The following is a 15,280-nucleotide window of genomic DNA, read 5'->3' as shown; positions in this document are numbered from 1 at the left end:
CTCCTCCCGTAGGTGACGGTGTCATCGCCCGGGAGGGCCCGGCCGAACCGCCCACGAGCACCCTTCAGAGCAACATTTGAGGTTGCCCGGCCCCTCGGGCCCCGCCCGCTCAGCCCCGCCGCAGCGCCGGGTGCTCCGCGACCACCGTGGCCGAGCCGGGCGCGATCTCCGTGAACCCCGCGTCCCGCACCAACGGCAGCCCGGAGGCGGTCAGTTCCGCCCACCGGGGCGCCGGCGCCGTACGCACCGCCAGCGGGAAACCGGCCGCCCGCCAGTCGGCGCGCTGGGCGTCGGACAGCTCCCACCAGGCCAGTTGCGCGCCATGACCCGCCTGGGCCATGGCCTTGCCCGCCGACATCTCCAACCCGGGGTTGAGCCACAGCACGGGCAGGCCGGCCCCGGCGGCGGGCGGCGGCTCCGGGTCGTCGAGGTCGGTGCCGGAGACCTGTAGCCGGGCCAGGTCCTTGGGCCAGCCGTCCAGCGGTACGGGAGGGAAGACCCGTACCTCGGCGGCGCCGCCGGTGACCGTGACGCCGTCGAGCGCCTCGGCCCGCCGCCACTCCGCGCCGCGCGCCCGCCGCACCACCTTGCGGATGCGGGCGTCCTGCCAGTCCCGCACCGCCTGCGCCCAGGGCCCGTCGCCGAGCGACCGCTCGTCGCTCAGCATCACCAGCACCGCCCGGGCGGCCGTCTCCAACGCGTCCGTACGGGCCGGCGGGGCGGCCCGCTGGATGCGGACGACCAGCGGCAGTACGAACTGCCGTGCGGTGTCGCGGGCGGTCGGCTCGGTACGGAAGGGGCTGTCCTGCTCGCTCGCGGACGGCGGCGGCACCTCGGCCCGGGCGGGCGGGGCGGCGCTTCCCGGGGAGGCGGCGGTGTCGGGGATCGGGTCGGTCGTCACAGCCCCAGTCTGCCAGGGGCGCGATCACGGCCGTCCGGTCAGCCCGAGCAGGCGGTCCGCTGGGCCTCCTGCCATTCGCAGACGGGGCAGAGGGTCATCCCCTTCCGGGACTCCGGGTACTCCGTCGGCTCCCGGCACAGCACGCACTCGGCGTACGGCGGCCCGTCGGCCTTCGGCTCCGCCTCCGCCGTGGCCCCGGCGGGCGCGCAGTAGCCGTCCGTGTCCGCCGCGGACTCCGCCGGCTCCCGCGGCTCCCGTGTCCGCCGCGCTTCCCCTGTCTTCTCCACCATGACTCCAGCGTAGAGCCGCCCACCGACAGTCGTGGTCCGGCGCGGGTCCGGCTCAGTGCCGCCCCGTCGAGGCGCCGATGAGCTCCGAGACCCGGACGAACCGGTAGCCGCGCGCACGCAGTTCCGGGACGACCTTCCGCACCGCCCGCTCGGTGGCCGGGGCGGCGCTGCGGGTGCAGTGCAGGACGACCACGGAACCGGGGCGGACGCCGTCGAGCACCTGCCGCGCCACGGCGTCGGCGTCCGTCGCGAAGGCGTCCCCGCCGACCACGTCCCACTGCACCGCCGTGACCCCGAGCGCACTGATCGCGCGCAGCGACCGCCGGTCGTGGCAGCCACCGGGGAAACGGAAGTACGGCATCGGGTGGGGCACACCGGCCGCGCGGATCGCGGTGAACGCCCGCTCGACGTCCTCGCGCATCCGGTCCGTGTCGCCGTCCAGCGTCGGCAGTCCGTAGCAGTCGCCGGTGAAGGCGTAGTGGCTGTAGGAGTGGTTGGCGATCTCGAAGAGCGGGTCCCGGCCGATGGCCTTCGCCTCGTCCGGGTACTCCTCGGCCCACCGCCCCGTCATGAACACGGTCGCCGGGACCTTCAGCGTGCGCAGGGTGTCGATCAGCCGCGGGTTGTCGAAATGCTCCCCGGCGGCGGCACGCGGCCCCTCGTCGGCGGTCATGTCGGCGTCGAAGGTGAGGGCGACGGCCTTCTCCTCGCCGTTCCGGGGACCGTGCGCGAAGACGGGGGTCCGCCCGGCCGGACCAGGGGCGAGGGTGGGCGTCGGGGAGGCCGCGGTCGCCGGGGGGTGCGAGGAGTGCGTCGGGGGACGGGACGGGGGACGGATGCTGTCCGGTGTGCCGGGGGACGCGCAGGCGGCGAGCGCGGCCCCCAGCACACAGGCGGCGGTGAGCCGGCGTACGAGAGGGATCACCGCATGAAGATAAGCGGATGAACGTGACGGAACGGCCGTCATCCGGGTCTGTCGCCGGGAAGGGCCCCGACATCACCCGTCGGACGGACGTCGGGACGGGGGACGGGACGGGGGACGGGGGCCGGGGCAGCGCCTCCTTGTCCCGCCCCGGACCCCAGCCCCTTCCCCGCCCCCTCAGACCGCCGGTTCGGTCACCCGTACCGCCTCCACCCCCACGCCCCCGTGCCGCTCGGCCCAGGCGTCCAGGGCGGTACGGCAGGCATGGTCGAGATGGTGCAGCCCGGAGAGGTCCAGCTCCACCGGCCGGTCCGCCGGCAACGCCTCCAGGGCGTCCAGGATGCGCGGCAGCCGGAGGAACGTCGCGTTCCCGTGCAGGTGCGCCCGCACCGGTCCCGCCCCCTTGTCGACGATCTCCAGCCGCAGGTGGGACGCCTCCCAGGCGGTCTTCACCACGGCCAGGGCCAGCCCGATGAGCACGCCCTCGAACATGCCGACCATGACGATCGACACCGCGGTGACGGCCAGTATCAGCGCCTCGCCCCGCTGGCCGCGCCACAGCGCCACCAGCTGCCGTACCGGAATCAGCTTGGCCCCGGCATGGACCAGGACGGCCGCCAGCGCCGGGATCGGGATGTACGCGAGGACGCCCGGCAGCAGCGCCGCGAACAGCAGCAGCCAGACGCCGTGCAGGACCCGCGACGCCTTGGTCCGCGCGCCCGCCTGCACGTTCGTCGCGCTGCGTACGATCACCGCGGTCATCGGCAGCGCGCCGAGCGCCCCGCACACCGTGTTGCCGACGCCCTGGGCCATCAGCTCCTGGTCGTACCGGGTGCGCGGGCCGTCGTGCAGCCGGTCCACGGCCGCCGCGCTGAACAGCGATTCGGCGGACGCGATCAGCGTGAACGCGACGACCGTGCCCAGCAGTCCGAGTCCCGCCAGCTCGCCGAAGGCGTCCACCGGGGGCGGCTGGACCGAGCCGAGCAGGCCCTTCACCTCGACGGTGGCCACCGGGAGACCGAACGCGGACGCGACGACCGTGGCGAGACCGACCGCGGCGAGCGGGCCGGGCACCGTACGCGCCTTCGCCGGCAGCCGCTTCCACAGCGTCAGGACCGCGAGGGTGCCCGCGCCCAGGGCCAGCGAGGCCGTCGCCCGGTCGTCCCCGAGGGTGTCGAACAGTGCCCCCGGCAGCCCGGCGATCTTCCCCGTACCGGAGTCCGGGGCCTCGGCGCCCACCACCGAGTAGAGCTGCCCGGCGATCAGCACCAGCCCGATCCCGGCCAGCATGCCCTCGACCACGGAGACCGAGATGGCCCGGAACCAGCGGCCCAGCCGCAGCGCGCCCATCAGTATCTGGAGCACTCCGGTGGTGAGCACGACGGCCCCGAGCACCGGCAGCCCGAACTCCTGGACGGCCTCGAAGACCAGCACGGTCAGACCGGCGGCCGGACCGGACACCTGGAGGCTGCTGCCGCGCAGGAACCCGGTGACGATCCCGCCGACGATCCCGGTGACCAGTCCCAGTTCCGCGGGCACGCCCGAGGCGACGGCCACGCCCACGCACAGCGGAAGCGCCACCAGGAAGACCACGAGCGAGGCCGCGAAGTCCTGCTTCAGATACGGGAACCGGGCCGGCTTCCCGGCGCCCGGAGCGTTCGTGCCGGTGCCGGCACCGGTCGTGTCCCTCGCGTCCATGCCGGCGCTCACAGGGCTTCGAAGGTGTCGGTACCCGCGCGGTGCGCCAGTACGGCGCCGGTGTGCACCTCGTAGTACCAGGCGTGCAGCGTGAGCCGGCCGTCGGCCAGCCGCTGTTCCAGGCACGGGTACGAGCGCAGTCGCAGCAGTTGGGTGAGCACATGGCTCTGCACGCCCTCGGCGACGGCCGGGTCCTCGGCCCCGCCCCGGGGGCGGGGGGTGGTGTGTGCCAGCCAGTCGCGTACGGCGGGCACGCCGGTCAGGTCGTCGCCGCGCACCAGGGCGCCGACCGCTCCGCAGTGGGAGTGGCCGCACACGACGACGTCGGTGACGCCGAGGACCTCCACGGCGTACTCGATGGTGGCCGCCTCGCCGGTGGGGCGTTCGGAGGCGTACGGCGGGACGATGTTGCCCGCGGTGCGCAGTTCGAAGAGATCACCGGGCCGGGCTCCGGTGATCAGGGCGGGGACGACCCGCGAGTCCGAGCAGGTGATGAAGAGCACCTGCGGCGACTGGCCCTCGGCCAGCCGGGCGAGGTCCCGCGGATGCCGACCGTACGCACGGGCGTGATCGATGAGGGGCTGCATGTGTCCATTCCTCCTGGCGCGCCTGTTCCGGCGCGTTGGCCTACGAGAACTCGGCAGTCGAGGCACGGCGGAGCGACCCACGTCGACGCGCTCCGCCGACGTGGCGTGGTGAGGTGGGGGAAGGCCGCGGTCCGCGCGTGCACCGGACCCCGTCGCCGCGGCCTCGTCCGTCCGCGGGGCGGAGGGGCGAGGGACGACGAGGGTCAGTGGCGGCTCAGCAGCGGAACACCTGAAGTGCCGCGGGGGCGCGGGTGGTCGAGGATCTCGACATCCGGACCGAGCCGGAGGCCGTGACCGCTGGGGCCGGGTCCGGCGCGCCGTGCGCGAGCAGGGCCCGGGCGGGGGCGTGCGGCGGGGTGTCCACGGTGGTGCGGTGCCGGTCCCGGGTGCGCAGCGGTGCCGTGCGGCTCGTCGGGGAGTCGGTGTCGCCGACGGTGGCGATCTCTTCTTCGGTGTCCGCCCGGCGGTCCGGCGCGGTGGTGCGTTCGCCGGCGTACGCGGGTGCCGTCCCGGAGGACGTCAGGTGCGAGGGGCCCGAGAGGGGCGAGGCGTGCGCGGACGCCGACGACGCGGTGGGGGCGAGGAGTTGCAGGGCCAACAGGACGGCGGAGAGGAGCGTGAACGCCAACCGGACCGTCGTACCTCGTGCCATGCGCCTCCCTCCCCCGACCGTGGGCGTGCCCTCCGCCGCCCTTCGGCACACGCTAACCCGGCCGACCGCAGGCCGGGTTAACTCCATGTTTCGGGTAAAGAGAAGCCCAAAAATCGAGGTCGAATGACTGGAACTCGCCTCTCTTCCCCTACTTGGGGTTCTCGACGAGCCCCTTCGCGTCGCGTGCCAGGGCCGTGAGGCGGGAGATCGCGCGGAAGTACTTCTTGCGATAGCCGCCGTTCAGCATCTCCTCGCTGAACAGCCGGTCGAACGGCAGCCCCGAGGCCAGTACCGGCACCTCACGGTCGTACAGCCGGTCGGCGAGGACGACGAGCCGCAGCGCCGTCGACTGGTCCGGCACCGGGCGCACATCGGTGAGGCAGACGGCCCGCAGCCCGTCGGTCAGCGCGCCGTAGCGGCTGGGGTGGACCCGGGCGAGGTGGTCCAGGAGGGCGGGGAAGGCGTCGAGCGAGGCGCCCGGGGCCGCGTGCGCGGCCTTCGTGACCTGCGCGTCGCTGAACGGGGCCGGTGCCTCGGGCAGGCCCCGGTGGCGGTAGTCCTCACCGTCGATCCGCAGGGCGCGGAAGTGGGCGGACAGGCCCTGTATCTCGCGCAGGAAGTCGGCGGCGGCGAACCGGCCCTCGCCGAGCTTGCCCGGCAGGGTGTTCGACGTGGCGGCGAGCGCGACCCCGGCGTCGACCAGCCGGCCCAGCAGGGTGGAGACGAGGACGGTGTCCCCGGGGTCGTCCAGTTCGAATTCGTCGATGCAGAGCAGCCGGTGCCCGGAAAGCGTCCGCACGCTCTGCTGGAAGCCGAGGGCGCCGACCAGGTTCGTCAGCTCCACGAAGGTGCCGAACGCCTTGCGGGCGGGCTCGGCGGGGGTGGCGTGCCAGAGGGAGGCCAGCAGGTGTGTCTTGCCGACGCCGTAGCCGCCGTCGAGGTAGACGCCGCGGGGGCCGGCCGGGGCCTTGGCCTTCCGGGAGCCCTTCCCGAAGCCGAGGAACGAGCGCTTGCCGGCGCTCTCCGGGCCGCCGCCGTCGAGCCCGGCGGCGAAGCCCTCCAGGACGCGGACCGCCTCGGTCTGGCTGGGCTGGTTCGGGTCCGGGAGGTACGTGGCGAAGCGGACCGAGTCGAAGCGCGGCGGCGGCACCATTTCGGCGACCAGCCGGTCGGCCGGGACGTGCGGTTCGCGGGCGCACAGCGAGAGCGGGGCCGTGTCGGCCATCGGTACTGGTCCGGCGGCGGGGGTGGAGGAGGGCACGGTTCCCCATGGTAGGCGCCGTGCCAGACTGCACCGCATGCGACGCCTGCTGCCTGTGACCGACACGACACCTGGAGCTTCCGGCACGGGGGCCGGCTCCGGACCCGCCGACGCCGCCGGTTCCGGAGATGCCCGTTCGGATACCGCCGGTTCCGCCGGTGCCGCCGGCGTCCGTTCCGGCGCCGTCGACCGTGAGTGGACGTTCGACGAGCTCGCCGCCGCGTACGCCTATCCCGAGCCGGCGGGCGGGGAGCCCCGGCCGTGGCTGCGGGCCAACATGGTCTCCACGCTCGACGGGGCCGCGCAGCACGAGGGCCAGACGAAGCCGATCTCCAGCGCGGCCGACATGCGGATCTTCGGCATGCTGCGGGCGCTGGCGGACGTGGTGGTCGTCGGCGCGGAGACGGTACGGCAGGAGGGGTACCGGCCGGCCCGGGCGGTGGCGGAGGCCGCGGCGCTGCGGGAGGCCGCCGGGCAGGGGCCCGCGCCGGCGATCGCGGTGGTCAGCGCGGGGCTCGAACTGGACTTCTCGCTGCCCTTGTTCACGTCGCCGCTGGTGCCGACGTTGCTCCTGACAGGGGCGGCGGCGGATCCCGGGCGGGTGGCGGAGGCGGAGCGGGCGGGGGTGCGGGTGGTGGTCGCGGGCGACGGGATGGGGGTGGATCCGGTGCGGGCGGTGCGGGCGCTGGGGGAGCGGGGGCGGACGCGGCTGCTCACGGAGGGTGGGCCGCGGTTGCTGGGGCAGTTCGTGGCGGGGGGGGTGCTGGACGAGTTGTGTCTGACGGTGGCGCCGGTGATGGTGGCGGGGGATGCGCAGCGGATCGCCGGGGGGCCGGGGGTGACGGTTCCGGAGCGGTTCCGGCTGACGTCGGTGCTGGAGGAGGAGGGGTTCCTCTTCACGAGCTACCGGCGGGGGTGAAGGGGCGCGGCTGCTCGCGCCCACGCGGCGGAGCCGCGGATCCGGTACGGTCCCGCGCCCCTCATAGAGGCGTCTACCCCTGCCTCCGCCGGGCAGGCGGGGCAGGATGGTAGGAACCCGGGTCCGGGTTGCCGAGGGAGAAGAGGGGCAGACGGCGTGTTTTCGAGTGTGTTGATGATTGAGAAGGCCCTGACGTCGGCCGACGTGGAGTTCGTGACCACCTTGCACGGTGAGGAGGCCGTCTCCTTCCACGTTCTGCTGCAACCTCGCGGGGATCAGGCGGACCGCCTGTTGCGCGCGCTGGACGACGTCGCCCTCGGGGAGCTCGACGAGGCCGCGCGGGAGGGGGAGACGCCCGAGGGGGACGAGGCGCTCGGCCCCGGCCGGCGTGCGCTGGACGTCTCCCTGCGCGCCCTGCACGCGGCCGGCAGCGAGGCGGACGGCAGACTCATCGAGGCGCATCCCCTGGACGCGCTCAAGGCGCTCGTGGCCGAGGTCGGCGCGGACGAGGTGATCGTGCTGACCGATCCGCACTACGTGGAGGAGTTCTTCCACCGGGACTGGGCGTCCCGGGCGCGGCACAAGGTCGGCGTCCCGGTACTCAAGCTGTTCAGCCACAGCAAGGACTGAGCGTGCGGCGGGCGCCGGGCACCGACGGGCACCGCATAGGCTGTGCCCGCGCCCCCGGCGCGTTCACCGTCGTACCGCATCTGGGAGAGACACGTATGGCACCCGGCCTTCCCCCCGCCATGGACCGACCGCACTTCATCGGCATCGGCGGCGCCGGAATGTCGGGCATCGCCAAGATCCTCGCCCAGCGCGGCGCGAAGGTCGCCGGCAGCGACGCCAAGGACTCGCCGACGGCGGACGCGCTGCGCGCGCTCGGCGTCACCGTGCACCTCGGCCACGCCGCCGAGCACCTCGCCGACGACGCCAGCTGCGTCGTCGTCTCCTCCGCGATCCGCGCCGACAACCCGGAGCTCGCCCGCGCGGCCGAGCGCGGCATCCCGGTCGTCCACCGTTCGGACGCGCTCGCCCGGCTGATGGACGGGCTGCGCCCGATCGCCGTCGCCGGCACGCACGGCAAGACGACCACCACCTCCATGCTCGCCGTCTCGCTCACCGAGCTGGGCCGCCGGCCCTCGTACGCGATCGGCGGCGACCTCGACGCGCCCGGTTCCAACGCCCTGCACGGCGAGGGCGAGATCTTCGTCGCCGAGGCCGACGAGAGCGACCGCAGCTTCCACAAGTACGCCCCCGAGGTCGCGATCGTCCTCAACGTCGAACTCGACCACCACGCCAACTACGCCTCCATGGACGAGATCTACGAGTCCTTCGAGACGTTCGCCGGACGGATCGTGCCCGGCGGCACCCTCGTCGTCAGCGCCGACCACGAGGGCGCCCGGGAGCTGACCCGGCGGCTGGCCGGGTCCGTGCGGACGGTGACGTACGGGGAGGCGGAGGACGCCGACGTGCGGGTGCTGTCCGTCGTGCCGCACGGGCTGACCAGCGAGGTCACGATCGACCTCGACGGCGCCCCGCTCACCTTCACCGTCTCCGTCCCCGGCCGGCACTACGCGCACAACGCGGTCGCCGCGCTCGTGGCCGGCCGGGCGCTCGGTGTCCCGGCCGCCGAGCTGGCCCCCGCGCTCGCCGCCTACCGGGGGGTCAAGCGGCGGCTGCAACTCAAGGGCGAGGCGGCCGGCGTCCAGGTCGTCGACTCCTACGCGCACCACCCCACGGAGATGACCGCCGACCTGGAGGCCATGCGCGCCGGGACCGACGGCCGCATCCTGGTCGTCTTCCAGCCGCACCTGTTCTCCCGCACGCAGGAGCTGGGCAAGGAGATGGGGCAGGCGCTCGCCCTCGCGGACGCCTCCCTCGTCCTCGACGTCTATCCCGCGCGCGAGGACCCGATCCCCGGCGTCACCAGCGAGCTGATCCTCGACGCGGCCCGGGCCGCCGGGGCCGGTGTACGGGCCGTGCACGGCATGGACGAGGTGCCCGAGGCCGTCGCGGGAATGGCGGAGCCCGGTGATCTCGTTCTCACCATGGGCGCGGGAGACGTGACCGACCTCGGTCCGCGGATCCTGGAGCGCCTGGCGCGGCGGTAGCCGCGCCGAAGACAAGCGGTTCGAGCGGTTCGAGTGGGTAAGGGGTGGCAGTCGTGGCGTACGACGTCGACAAGCCGGACGAGCAGTGGCGCGCGGAGCTGAACCAGGCGGAGTACGCGGTGCTGCGCCAGGCCGCCACGGAGCCGGCGTTCACCGGTGAGTACACCGACACCAAGACCAAGGGCGTGTACTCCTGTCGCGCCTGTGGTGCCGAGCTGTTCACCTCCGGCACCAAGTTCGAGTCCCACTGCGGGTGGCCGTCCTTCTACGACCCGAAGGACACGGACGCGGTGGAACTGATCCAGGACCGCTCCCACGGGATGGTCCGCACCGAGGTGCGCTGCGCCCGCTGCGGCTCCCATCTCGGGCACGTGTTCGAGGGTGAGGGCTATCCGACCCCCACGGACCAGCGGTACTGCATCAACAGCATCTCGCTGCGGCTGACGCCCGAGGAGAGCTGAGCCGGACGGGGAAGCCGGGCCGGGCCGGGGAGACCCGTGCCGGGCCCGGCCGCCGGGCGGGGTGCGTGCGCGCCCGGCGGCCGGGTCCGGCACGCCGTCCGGCCCCGCCCGGCGGTCCGGCCGGTCAGTCCTCCCAGCCGGTCCAGCCGTCCACCTCGTCCGCCTCCACCTCGTGCTCGGTCATCAGTTGCCCGGCCTCCGCCACGGCGCCGCGGGCCCGCAGGATCCGGACGAGGACCACGGCCGCGTGCCACCGGGTCTCGTTCCAGAGGTCGTCCTCGGTCTCGGCCAGCACGTCCAGGGCGGCGCGGGCCGCCGCCTCGGCCGCGTCCGGGGCGCCGAGGAGCAGCCGGACGCTCGCGAGCCCGGCCAGCACATGGCCGAGCAGCTCCCTGGCCGCGCCGGAACGTCCGCCGTCCGGGGTCTCGGCGGTGAGCAGTGTGCGGGCCTGCTCCAGATGGTCCGCCGTCTCGGCCGTCCGGCCGGTGTCGTAGAGCGCGCGGGCGCCGGTGAACCGGAGCCCGGCCCTCTCCTCGGCCGTGGCCTTCGCCGCCTCGGGTCCGGTCAGTGCCGACTCCACCTCGGCCAGCAGTCCGTCCACCGCCGTCGGGTCCGGGCCGGACAGCAGCGCCCGCCGCAGCGCGGCCAGCCTCTCCTCGGTGCGGCCGAGGGCGGCGAAGCCGCGGGCCGCCGCCGCATGGCGGCGCGACGCCTCCGGCCCGTGCACCAGCCACCGACCGAGCTGCTCCTCCAACTCCGGACGCGGCGGCAGCCCGGGTATCTCCCCGTCCCCGCTCCCGGGCTCGGCTCCGGTCCCGGGCTCGGCCCCGCCTGCTCCGGCCCCCGCCCCTGCTCCGGCCCCCGCCCCGGTTCCAGCCCCGGCCCCGGTTCCAGCCCCGGCCCTGGTTCCAGGCTCGGACCCGCTCGCTCCGGCCCCGGCATCGGTTCCAGCCCCGGCCCCGGCTCCGGGCTCGGCCCCAGCCCCAGCCCCCGCCCCGTCCTCCGCCCCGCGGTCCAGCAGGTCCCGCAGGCGGCGGGCCGCCTCCGCATGGTGGCCGTCGCTCGCGTACGCGTGGGCCAGGAGCAGCCGGCAGCGGTCGGCCTCCTCCGTCAGGCCGAGGCGGGCCAGTTCGCGGACCGCCTCCTCCGCGGCTTCCTGTGCTTCCAGGGGCCGCCGGGACTCCAGCAGCGCCTCGGCGACGGCGAACCGGGTGCGCGCGGCGGTCTCGGCGTCGCCCGCGGCCGTCGCGGCGGCCACCTGTTCGACCAGCGTCCTGACCCGTGCCGCACCCGGCTTGCGCCCCGTATGGGCGGCGGCGGAGAACACGGACAGCTCCACCGGCTCGCCGATCCGCCCGGCCGCCATCCACCGCCCGAGCCGGGTGCTCTGGTAATCGTTGCCGTTGCGGGCGTCGAACCGGGCCGCGATCTCCCCCGCCCGCTCCCGCAGCTCGACGGCGAGCGCGGCGACCGTGGTGTCCGGGCGGCGCCGCCCCTCCACCGTCGGGAACCGCAGCGTCAGCCCGCCCTCGCCGCGCCGCTCCAGCTCGCTCAGCACGGCCACCGCCGCGGCCGCGAACTCGGCCTCCGCCAGCGGCGTCCGGGCGTTGTCCAGCCAGGACAGATGGCGCTCGACGAGGTCCAGGCCCCGCCGCGCGTTCCCGGTGTGCACGCAGAACAGCAGGTGCAACGCCAGCTCGGCCAGGTGGTGCGGGTTGTCGCGGATCCGCCGGTAGGCGGTGCGGTGGGCCTCCGCCGCCTGGCCGCCCCGCCCGGTGCGCACGTACGGCAGCAGCAGCTCGGAGTTGATCCACTGCGGCTGCTCGCTGCACCCCGAGGTGCGGGCCGGCTCCCCGACCCGTATCGCCTCCTCGTCCCGGCCCAGCGCGACCAGCGTGCGCACCTGGCTGCTCGGCACGCAGCCGGAGCAGTCCGACAGACCGTCGCGCCGGGTGCGGGACATCTGCTCGTAGAACTCCTGCGCCCGGTCCAGTTCACCCACGCTCTCCGCGATCAGCCCGCGGTGCTGGAGCACGGCGTGCATGCTGTGGCCGCCGCGCCGGTAGCGGCGCTCCATGTCCTCCAGCAGCTCCGTGGCGCGCCGGAGCGGGATCTCCGGGAACTGGTGGACGCTGTAGATCATCCACTTCATGCCCCACAGCAGCCGGTGCTCGGCGCCCGCGCCGAACCGCTGCGGCTCGCGGTCGTACGCCGCCAGGCACCACGAGTAGGAGAGGAACGCCTTGGCCGGGACCCAGCTGTGCTGGAACACCGACGTGGCGTTCATCCGTACGTCGAAGGCGAACTCCACCAGACCGAGCGCGTCCGCGTGCCGCATCACCTCCTCCAGCGCCGCGAACTTCGCGGGCCCCTTCGGCATGGCGAACGTCTTCTGGTAGAGCCCGCGCAGTTCCTGTTCGGTGTAGCTCATCGGGCACCCCCGGCGACGGCCCGGCCGATGAGGCCGAGGAAGGACTGGTTGAGCGCGGCCGTGTCGGCCGGGCGCAGGGGATGGTGACCGAGCAGCAGGGCCTGCACGTACAGCCCCTCCAGACAGGTCGCGCGCAGTTCGGCGTCCTCCAGCGCGAGCACCTGGCGGGCCAGCGCGTTGCGGTGGTTGAGGACCAGGCGGGGGCGTGACTCCTCGGTGGTCTCGAAGCTGCCGAGGATCGACGCCCACACGTCGTCGGCCGCTTCCCTGGCCTCCCGCAGGTCGACCTGGAACGCGGTGTCGTCGTCGAGCAGATACAGCGCCGGGAGCCCGGACGGCTCGAAGGACCGGACGAGCAGATCGCAGCCGAGGCGGGCCAGGACCCGGTCGGAGGCGGCGAGGGCGGGGGCGAGCGCCTGTTCCTCCGCGGCGGTCAGCCGTTCCAGATGGGTGGTCAGGTCGGCCGCGCGCAGCGGCTCCGCCTCCACCGTGCCGTCCACGGTGGCCATCCGGTCGATGAGCTGCGCGTCGTACACATAGCCGGCGTTGACGACGGCGAGGCCCTGGGCGGCGGCCACGGGGGCGAGCTGGCGGAACTCGTCGACCAGCGGAGTGAAGCGGACGACCCCGTACCGCTCCCGGAACTCGGCCAGGGTCAGCGGGCCGACGTTGGTCTCCATCGGCCAGAAGTCCGTGACCAGCCGCAGCATCTCGTCGTCGTGCAGGGCGAGGGCCTTCACGCCCAGGTGGTGGACGCGCAGGAACTCCCGCAGCCGGGCGGGGTTGCTCCGGCTGAGCCGGACCAGCCACGCGCGCAGGCCCGCGCCGAGCGCGTCCCGGGTGCTCTCCAGCAGGGAGTCCTCGTAGAGCGCCTCCCGGCTCGCGGTGGGGCGCAGTTCGGAGGTGTCGGCGACGCAGCGGACGAAGAAGGCCCACTCCGGCAGCAATCGCTCGGCGCCCTCGGAGAGCAGCATCTGCTTGAGGTACACGCGGTGCCGCGCGGGCACCGCCGGGTTGGCGGGCATCGGCAGCACGAAGGCGACACCGCGCAGCCCGGACTCCGCGGCCTCCAGGTCGACGACGTCGAAGGGGACGAAGCCGAACACCCGCTCGCAGTACGCCTCCAGGCGGGCCCGGCGGCGGCCCGGGTCCTCGTCCGCCGGGCGGTCCCACGGGGCGGGGCCGCCGGTCACCTCCTCGCCGTCGACCGTGACGGTGTGCGGCAGATGGGCGCCGTAGTGCGTCACCAGTTCCGTGACGGCGTCCCGGGTGAGGAGATGCTCGCAGCCGGGACGCGGACGCAGCGTGACCGTGGTGCCGGGCTCGGCGCGCTGGGCGTCGGCGGGGGCCGGGCGCACCGTGTAGCTGCCGTCGGAGCGGCCGTGCCACAGCACCGTGGGCTCGCCGGCGCGGCGGGTGGTCACCTCGATGGAGTCGGAGACCATGAAGCAGGACAGCAGCCCGATGCCGAACTGGCCGAGGAACTCGTGCCGGGCGAACCCCAGTTCGTCGCGCTTGGAGCTGCGGCCGATCGTGGCGAGCAGCTCGTGGACCTGCGCCTCCGTCAGGCCGATGCCGTTGTCCTCGACCGTCAGGGAGCCGTCGCCGGTGGCGTCCCCGGACGTCAGGGCTATCCGGCCGGGGGCATCCGCGCCGCCGGCGTCCGCGCCGCGCGCGGCGGTGATCGCGTCCACCGCGTTCTGCAACAGCTCGCGGGTGTACACCTGCGGGCTGGTGTAGAGGTGATGGCTCAGCAGGTCGACGATCCCGCGCAGATCGACACGGAAGGTTTGGCTCACGGACTCTCCCAGGACACGGATACCGCCCCGGAAGAACGGGCTCCCCAGGACTGATCAGCACTTTAGAGCCGGGCACTGACAACGCCGAGCGAATATCGCTCACTCGTTCGGCTGTGGGCGGTGCGGCGGGGGGCCCGGTTCGTTTCGCCATCACGGCCGACGCCGCCTCCGGACGAGACGCGATCCTCCCGCCACGGAGCGCGACGCCGTCCTGCGCGTGCCGTCAGTCGCCCGTGCCGTCAGTCGCCCGTGCCGGCGCGCAGTGCCGTCAGCTTCACCGATGAGGAGTTGCCGGACACCGGGACCGCGCCCCCGGTCCACTTCACCGACAGGTGGTCCCGCTCGTCGGGCGGCGTGACCAGCAGCGACGCGGGCGTGGCGGTCCGGGCCTCGCTGATCTCCGGGTTGGAGAACGACAGTCCCGCCCACGCGCTGTGCCCCGGCGTCAGTTTGATCGTCTTCGTCGTGTCGCCGGTGCGCACGGGATCCGGGCCCAGCTGCTTGCCCGAGGCGTCCACGAAGGCGGCGCCCGGGTAGCCGCGCAGGGTGCAGGTGCGGTGCGAGGTGTTGGTCAGCACGACGGCGAAGTTCTCCTGCCCGGCACCGGGGTGGTTGGGGCCGAGGGAGGCGTCCAGCTCCGAGGTGTGGCAGCGGGTGCTCCGCGCGGCCGACGAGTCGCCGTCCGAGGTGCCCTTGGTCCCGCCCGTCTTCCCGGGGTCCGCGGAGGCGGACGCGGAGCCCGCCGAGTCGTTCCCGCCGCCCGGGCTCGCCGTGGTGCCCTCGCCGTCCGGCGCCGTACTGCCGTCCCCGGAGGCCGGTCCCGCCGTGCCGGACAGGGTCTCCGGGCTGCTCGCGGAGCCGTCGTCCGTACCGCAGGCGGCGACCAGACCGAGCGCCCCGGCCATCGCGACGAGGGCCGCGGCCCGGCGGGCGGCGGTGGACCGCCGGGACCGGCGGGTGGGGGAGGGGGAACCGTCGGGGGAGGCGGAGGAGGTGGGGGGAAGGATGGCCATGTCGACAACACTCCTGGGGTCGCATCGCGCGTGCTCGGCGAGCCCGCGGACGGCGGCAGGCTGCCCCGTCACAGAGGTCCGATGCGGGGTCGGGCGGAAAAGTTCGGCAAGCGTGAGGTTTTTCGGCGGGGCGGCTTCCGGGCGGTTTCGGGGCCGTCCGGGCGGTGCCCGGTACGGATCGGTTGTGGTCGCGGTCGCGGTACGTGTTCCCGGTGCGAGCGGTCGTACGACA

General features: G+C 74.4%; 14 protein-coding genes. 4 read left to right on the top strand and 10 right to left on the bottom strand.

The window, feature by feature from the left end; genetic code table 11:
* Positions 1-109: 109 nt before the first annotated feature.
* From IO29_RS23740 to zapE, 7 genes are all read right to left on the bottom strand, one after another.
* Positions 110-832 (bottom strand): peptidyl-tRNA hydrolase, encoded by a 723-nt coding sequence (locus IO29_RS23740; RefSeq protein ID WP_030381353.1) that lies wholly within the window; start codon positions 830-832, stop codon positions 110-112.
* 107 nt (positions 833-939) lie between these two features.
* Positions 940-1,191: a hypothetical protein gene (locus IO29_RS23735; protein ID WP_030381352.1), complete on the bottom strand. Its 252-nt coding sequence runs from the start codon at positions 1,189-1,191 to the stop codon at positions 940-942.
* A 52-nt stretch (positions 1,192-1,243) separates the two neighbouring features.
* A complete protein-coding gene (locus IO29_RS23730) occupies positions 1,244-2,116 on the bottom strand; it encodes a polysaccharide deacetylase family protein (protein ID WP_030381351.1) in 873 nt (290 codons plus the stop codon).
* Between the two features lie 174 nt (positions 2,117-2,290).
* Positions 2,291-3,811, bottom strand: a complete 1,521-nt coding sequence (locus IO29_RS23725; RefSeq protein ID WP_078618407.1) for a SulP family inorganic anion transporter — start codon at positions 3,809-3,811, stop codon at positions 2,291-2,293.
* Positions 3,812-3,819: 8 nt separating this feature from the next.
* Positions 3,820-4,398, bottom strand: a complete 579-nt coding sequence (locus tag IO29_RS23720; RefSeq protein WP_030381349.1) for a carbonic anhydrase — start codon at positions 4,396-4,398, stop codon at positions 3,820-3,822.
* Between the two features lie 214 nt (positions 4,399-4,612).
* The gene (locus IO29_RS23715; protein ID WP_030381348.1) at positions 4,613-5,050 is read right to left on the bottom strand and encodes a hypothetical protein; all 438 of its coding nucleotides are present in this window, start codon (positions 5,048-5,050) and stop codon (positions 4,613-4,615) included.
* Between the two features lie 148 nt (positions 5,051-5,198).
* Positions 5,199-6,275: a cell division protein ZapE gene (gene zapE, locus IO29_RS23710; RefSeq protein WP_030381347.1), complete on the bottom strand. Its 1,077-nt coding sequence runs from the start codon at positions 6,273-6,275 to the stop codon at positions 5,199-5,201.
* A 73-nt stretch (positions 6,276-6,348) separates the two neighbouring features.
* Here zapE and IO29_RS23705 point away from each other — a divergent pair, with 73 nt between their 5' ends.
* The 4 genes from IO29_RS23705 (at position 6,349) to msrB (ending at position 9,805) form a co-directional block, all read left to right on the top strand.
* Positions 6,349-7,230, top strand: a complete 882-nt coding sequence (locus IO29_RS23705) for a pyrimidine reductase family protein (RefSeq protein WP_030381346.1) — start codon at positions 6,349-6,351, stop codon at positions 7,228-7,230.
* A gap of 156 nt (positions 7,231-7,386) precedes the next feature.
* Positions 7,387-7,860, top strand: coding sequence for an indole-3-glycerol phosphate synthase (locus tag IO29_RS23700; RefSeq protein WP_199806874.1), 474 nt, complete (start codon positions 7,387-7,389; stop codon positions 7,858-7,860).
* 95 nt (positions 7,861-7,955) lie between these two features.
* Positions 7,956-9,344, top strand: coding sequence for a UDP-N-acetylmuramate--L-alanine ligase (gene murC, locus IO29_RS23695; RefSeq protein ID WP_030381344.1), 1,389 nt, complete (start codon positions 7,956-7,958; stop codon positions 9,342-9,344).
* Positions 9,345-9,397: 53 nt separating this feature from the next.
* A complete protein-coding gene (msrB, locus tag IO29_RS23690) occupies positions 9,398-9,805 on the top strand; it encodes a peptide-methionine (R)-S-oxide reductase MsrB (protein WP_030381343.1) in 408 nt (135 codons plus the stop codon).
* A 124-nt stretch (positions 9,806-9,929) separates the two neighbouring features.
* On the opposite strand, the gene IO29_RS37975 is transcribed toward msrB, so the two are convergent.
* The 3 genes from IO29_RS37975 to IO29_RS23675 form a co-directional block, all read right to left on the bottom strand.
* Positions 9,930-12,236, bottom strand: a complete 2,307-nt coding sequence (locus IO29_RS37975; protein WP_051707612.1) for a hypothetical protein — start codon at positions 12,234-12,236, stop codon at positions 9,930-9,932.
* Positions 12,233-14,035 carry an HSP90 family protein gene (locus IO29_RS23680; protein WP_030381341.1) on the bottom strand — a complete coding sequence of 601 codons (1,803 nt, stop codon included), beginning with the start codon at positions 14,033-14,035 and terminating at the stop codon, positions 12,233-12,235. Before IO29_RS23680 ends, IO29_RS37975 begins: the two co-directional genes overlap by 4 nt.
* Before the next feature lie 239 nt (positions 14,036-14,274).
* Positions 14,275-15,048: a DUF4232 domain-containing protein gene (locus IO29_RS23675; RefSeq protein ID WP_030381340.1), complete on the bottom strand. Its 774-nt coding sequence runs from the start codon at positions 15,046-15,048 to the stop codon at positions 14,275-14,277.
* Positions 15,049-15,280: the final 232 nt, after the last annotated feature.

The sequence above is a fragment of the Streptomyces sp. NRRL F-6676 genome, from assembly GCF_000725625.1.
GTDB lineage: Bacteria > Actinomycetota > Actinomycetes > Streptomycetales > Streptomycetaceae > Streptomyces.
The sequence above is the reverse complement of the archived record's forward strand: the minus strand, read 5'-3'. Positions and strand labels throughout refer to the sequence as shown.

Bases quoted from the DNA above. Each gene is read 5' to 3' on its own strand.
- IO29_RS23735 (WP_030381352.1), bottom strand. From the start codon at position 1,191: ATGGTGGAGAAGACAGGGGAAGCGCGGCGGACACGGGAGCCGCGGGAG.
- IO29_RS23725 (WP_078618407.1), bottom strand. From the start codon at position 3,811: ATGGACGCGAGGGACACGACCGGTGCCGGCACCGGCACGAACGCTCCG.
- IO29_RS23720 (WP_030381349.1), bottom strand. From the start codon at position 4,398: ATGCAGCCCCTCATCGATCACGCCCGTGCGTACGGTCGGCATCCGCGG.
- IO29_RS23715 (WP_030381348.1), bottom strand. From the start codon at position 5,050: ATGGCACGAGGTACGACGGTCCGGTTGGCGTTCACGCTCCTCTCCGCC.
- zapE (WP_030381347.1), bottom strand. From the start codon at position 6,275: ATGGCCGACACGGCCCCGCTCTCGCTGTGCGCCCGCGAACCGCACGTC.
- IO29_RS23705 (WP_030381346.1), top strand. From the start codon at position 6,349: ATGCGACGCCTGCTGCCTGTGACCGACACGACACCTGGAGCTTCCGGC.
- murC (WP_030381344.1), top strand. From the start codon at position 7,956: ATGGCACCCGGCCTTCCCCCCGCCATGGACCGACCGCACTTCATCGGC.
- IO29_RS37975 (WP_051707612.1), bottom strand. From the start codon at position 12,236: ATGAGCTACACCGAACAGGAACTGCGCGGGCTCTACCAGAAGACGTTC.
- IO29_RS23675 (WP_030381340.1), bottom strand. From the start codon at position 15,048: ATGGCCATCCTTCCCCCCACCTCCTCCGCCTCCCCCGACGGTTCCCCC.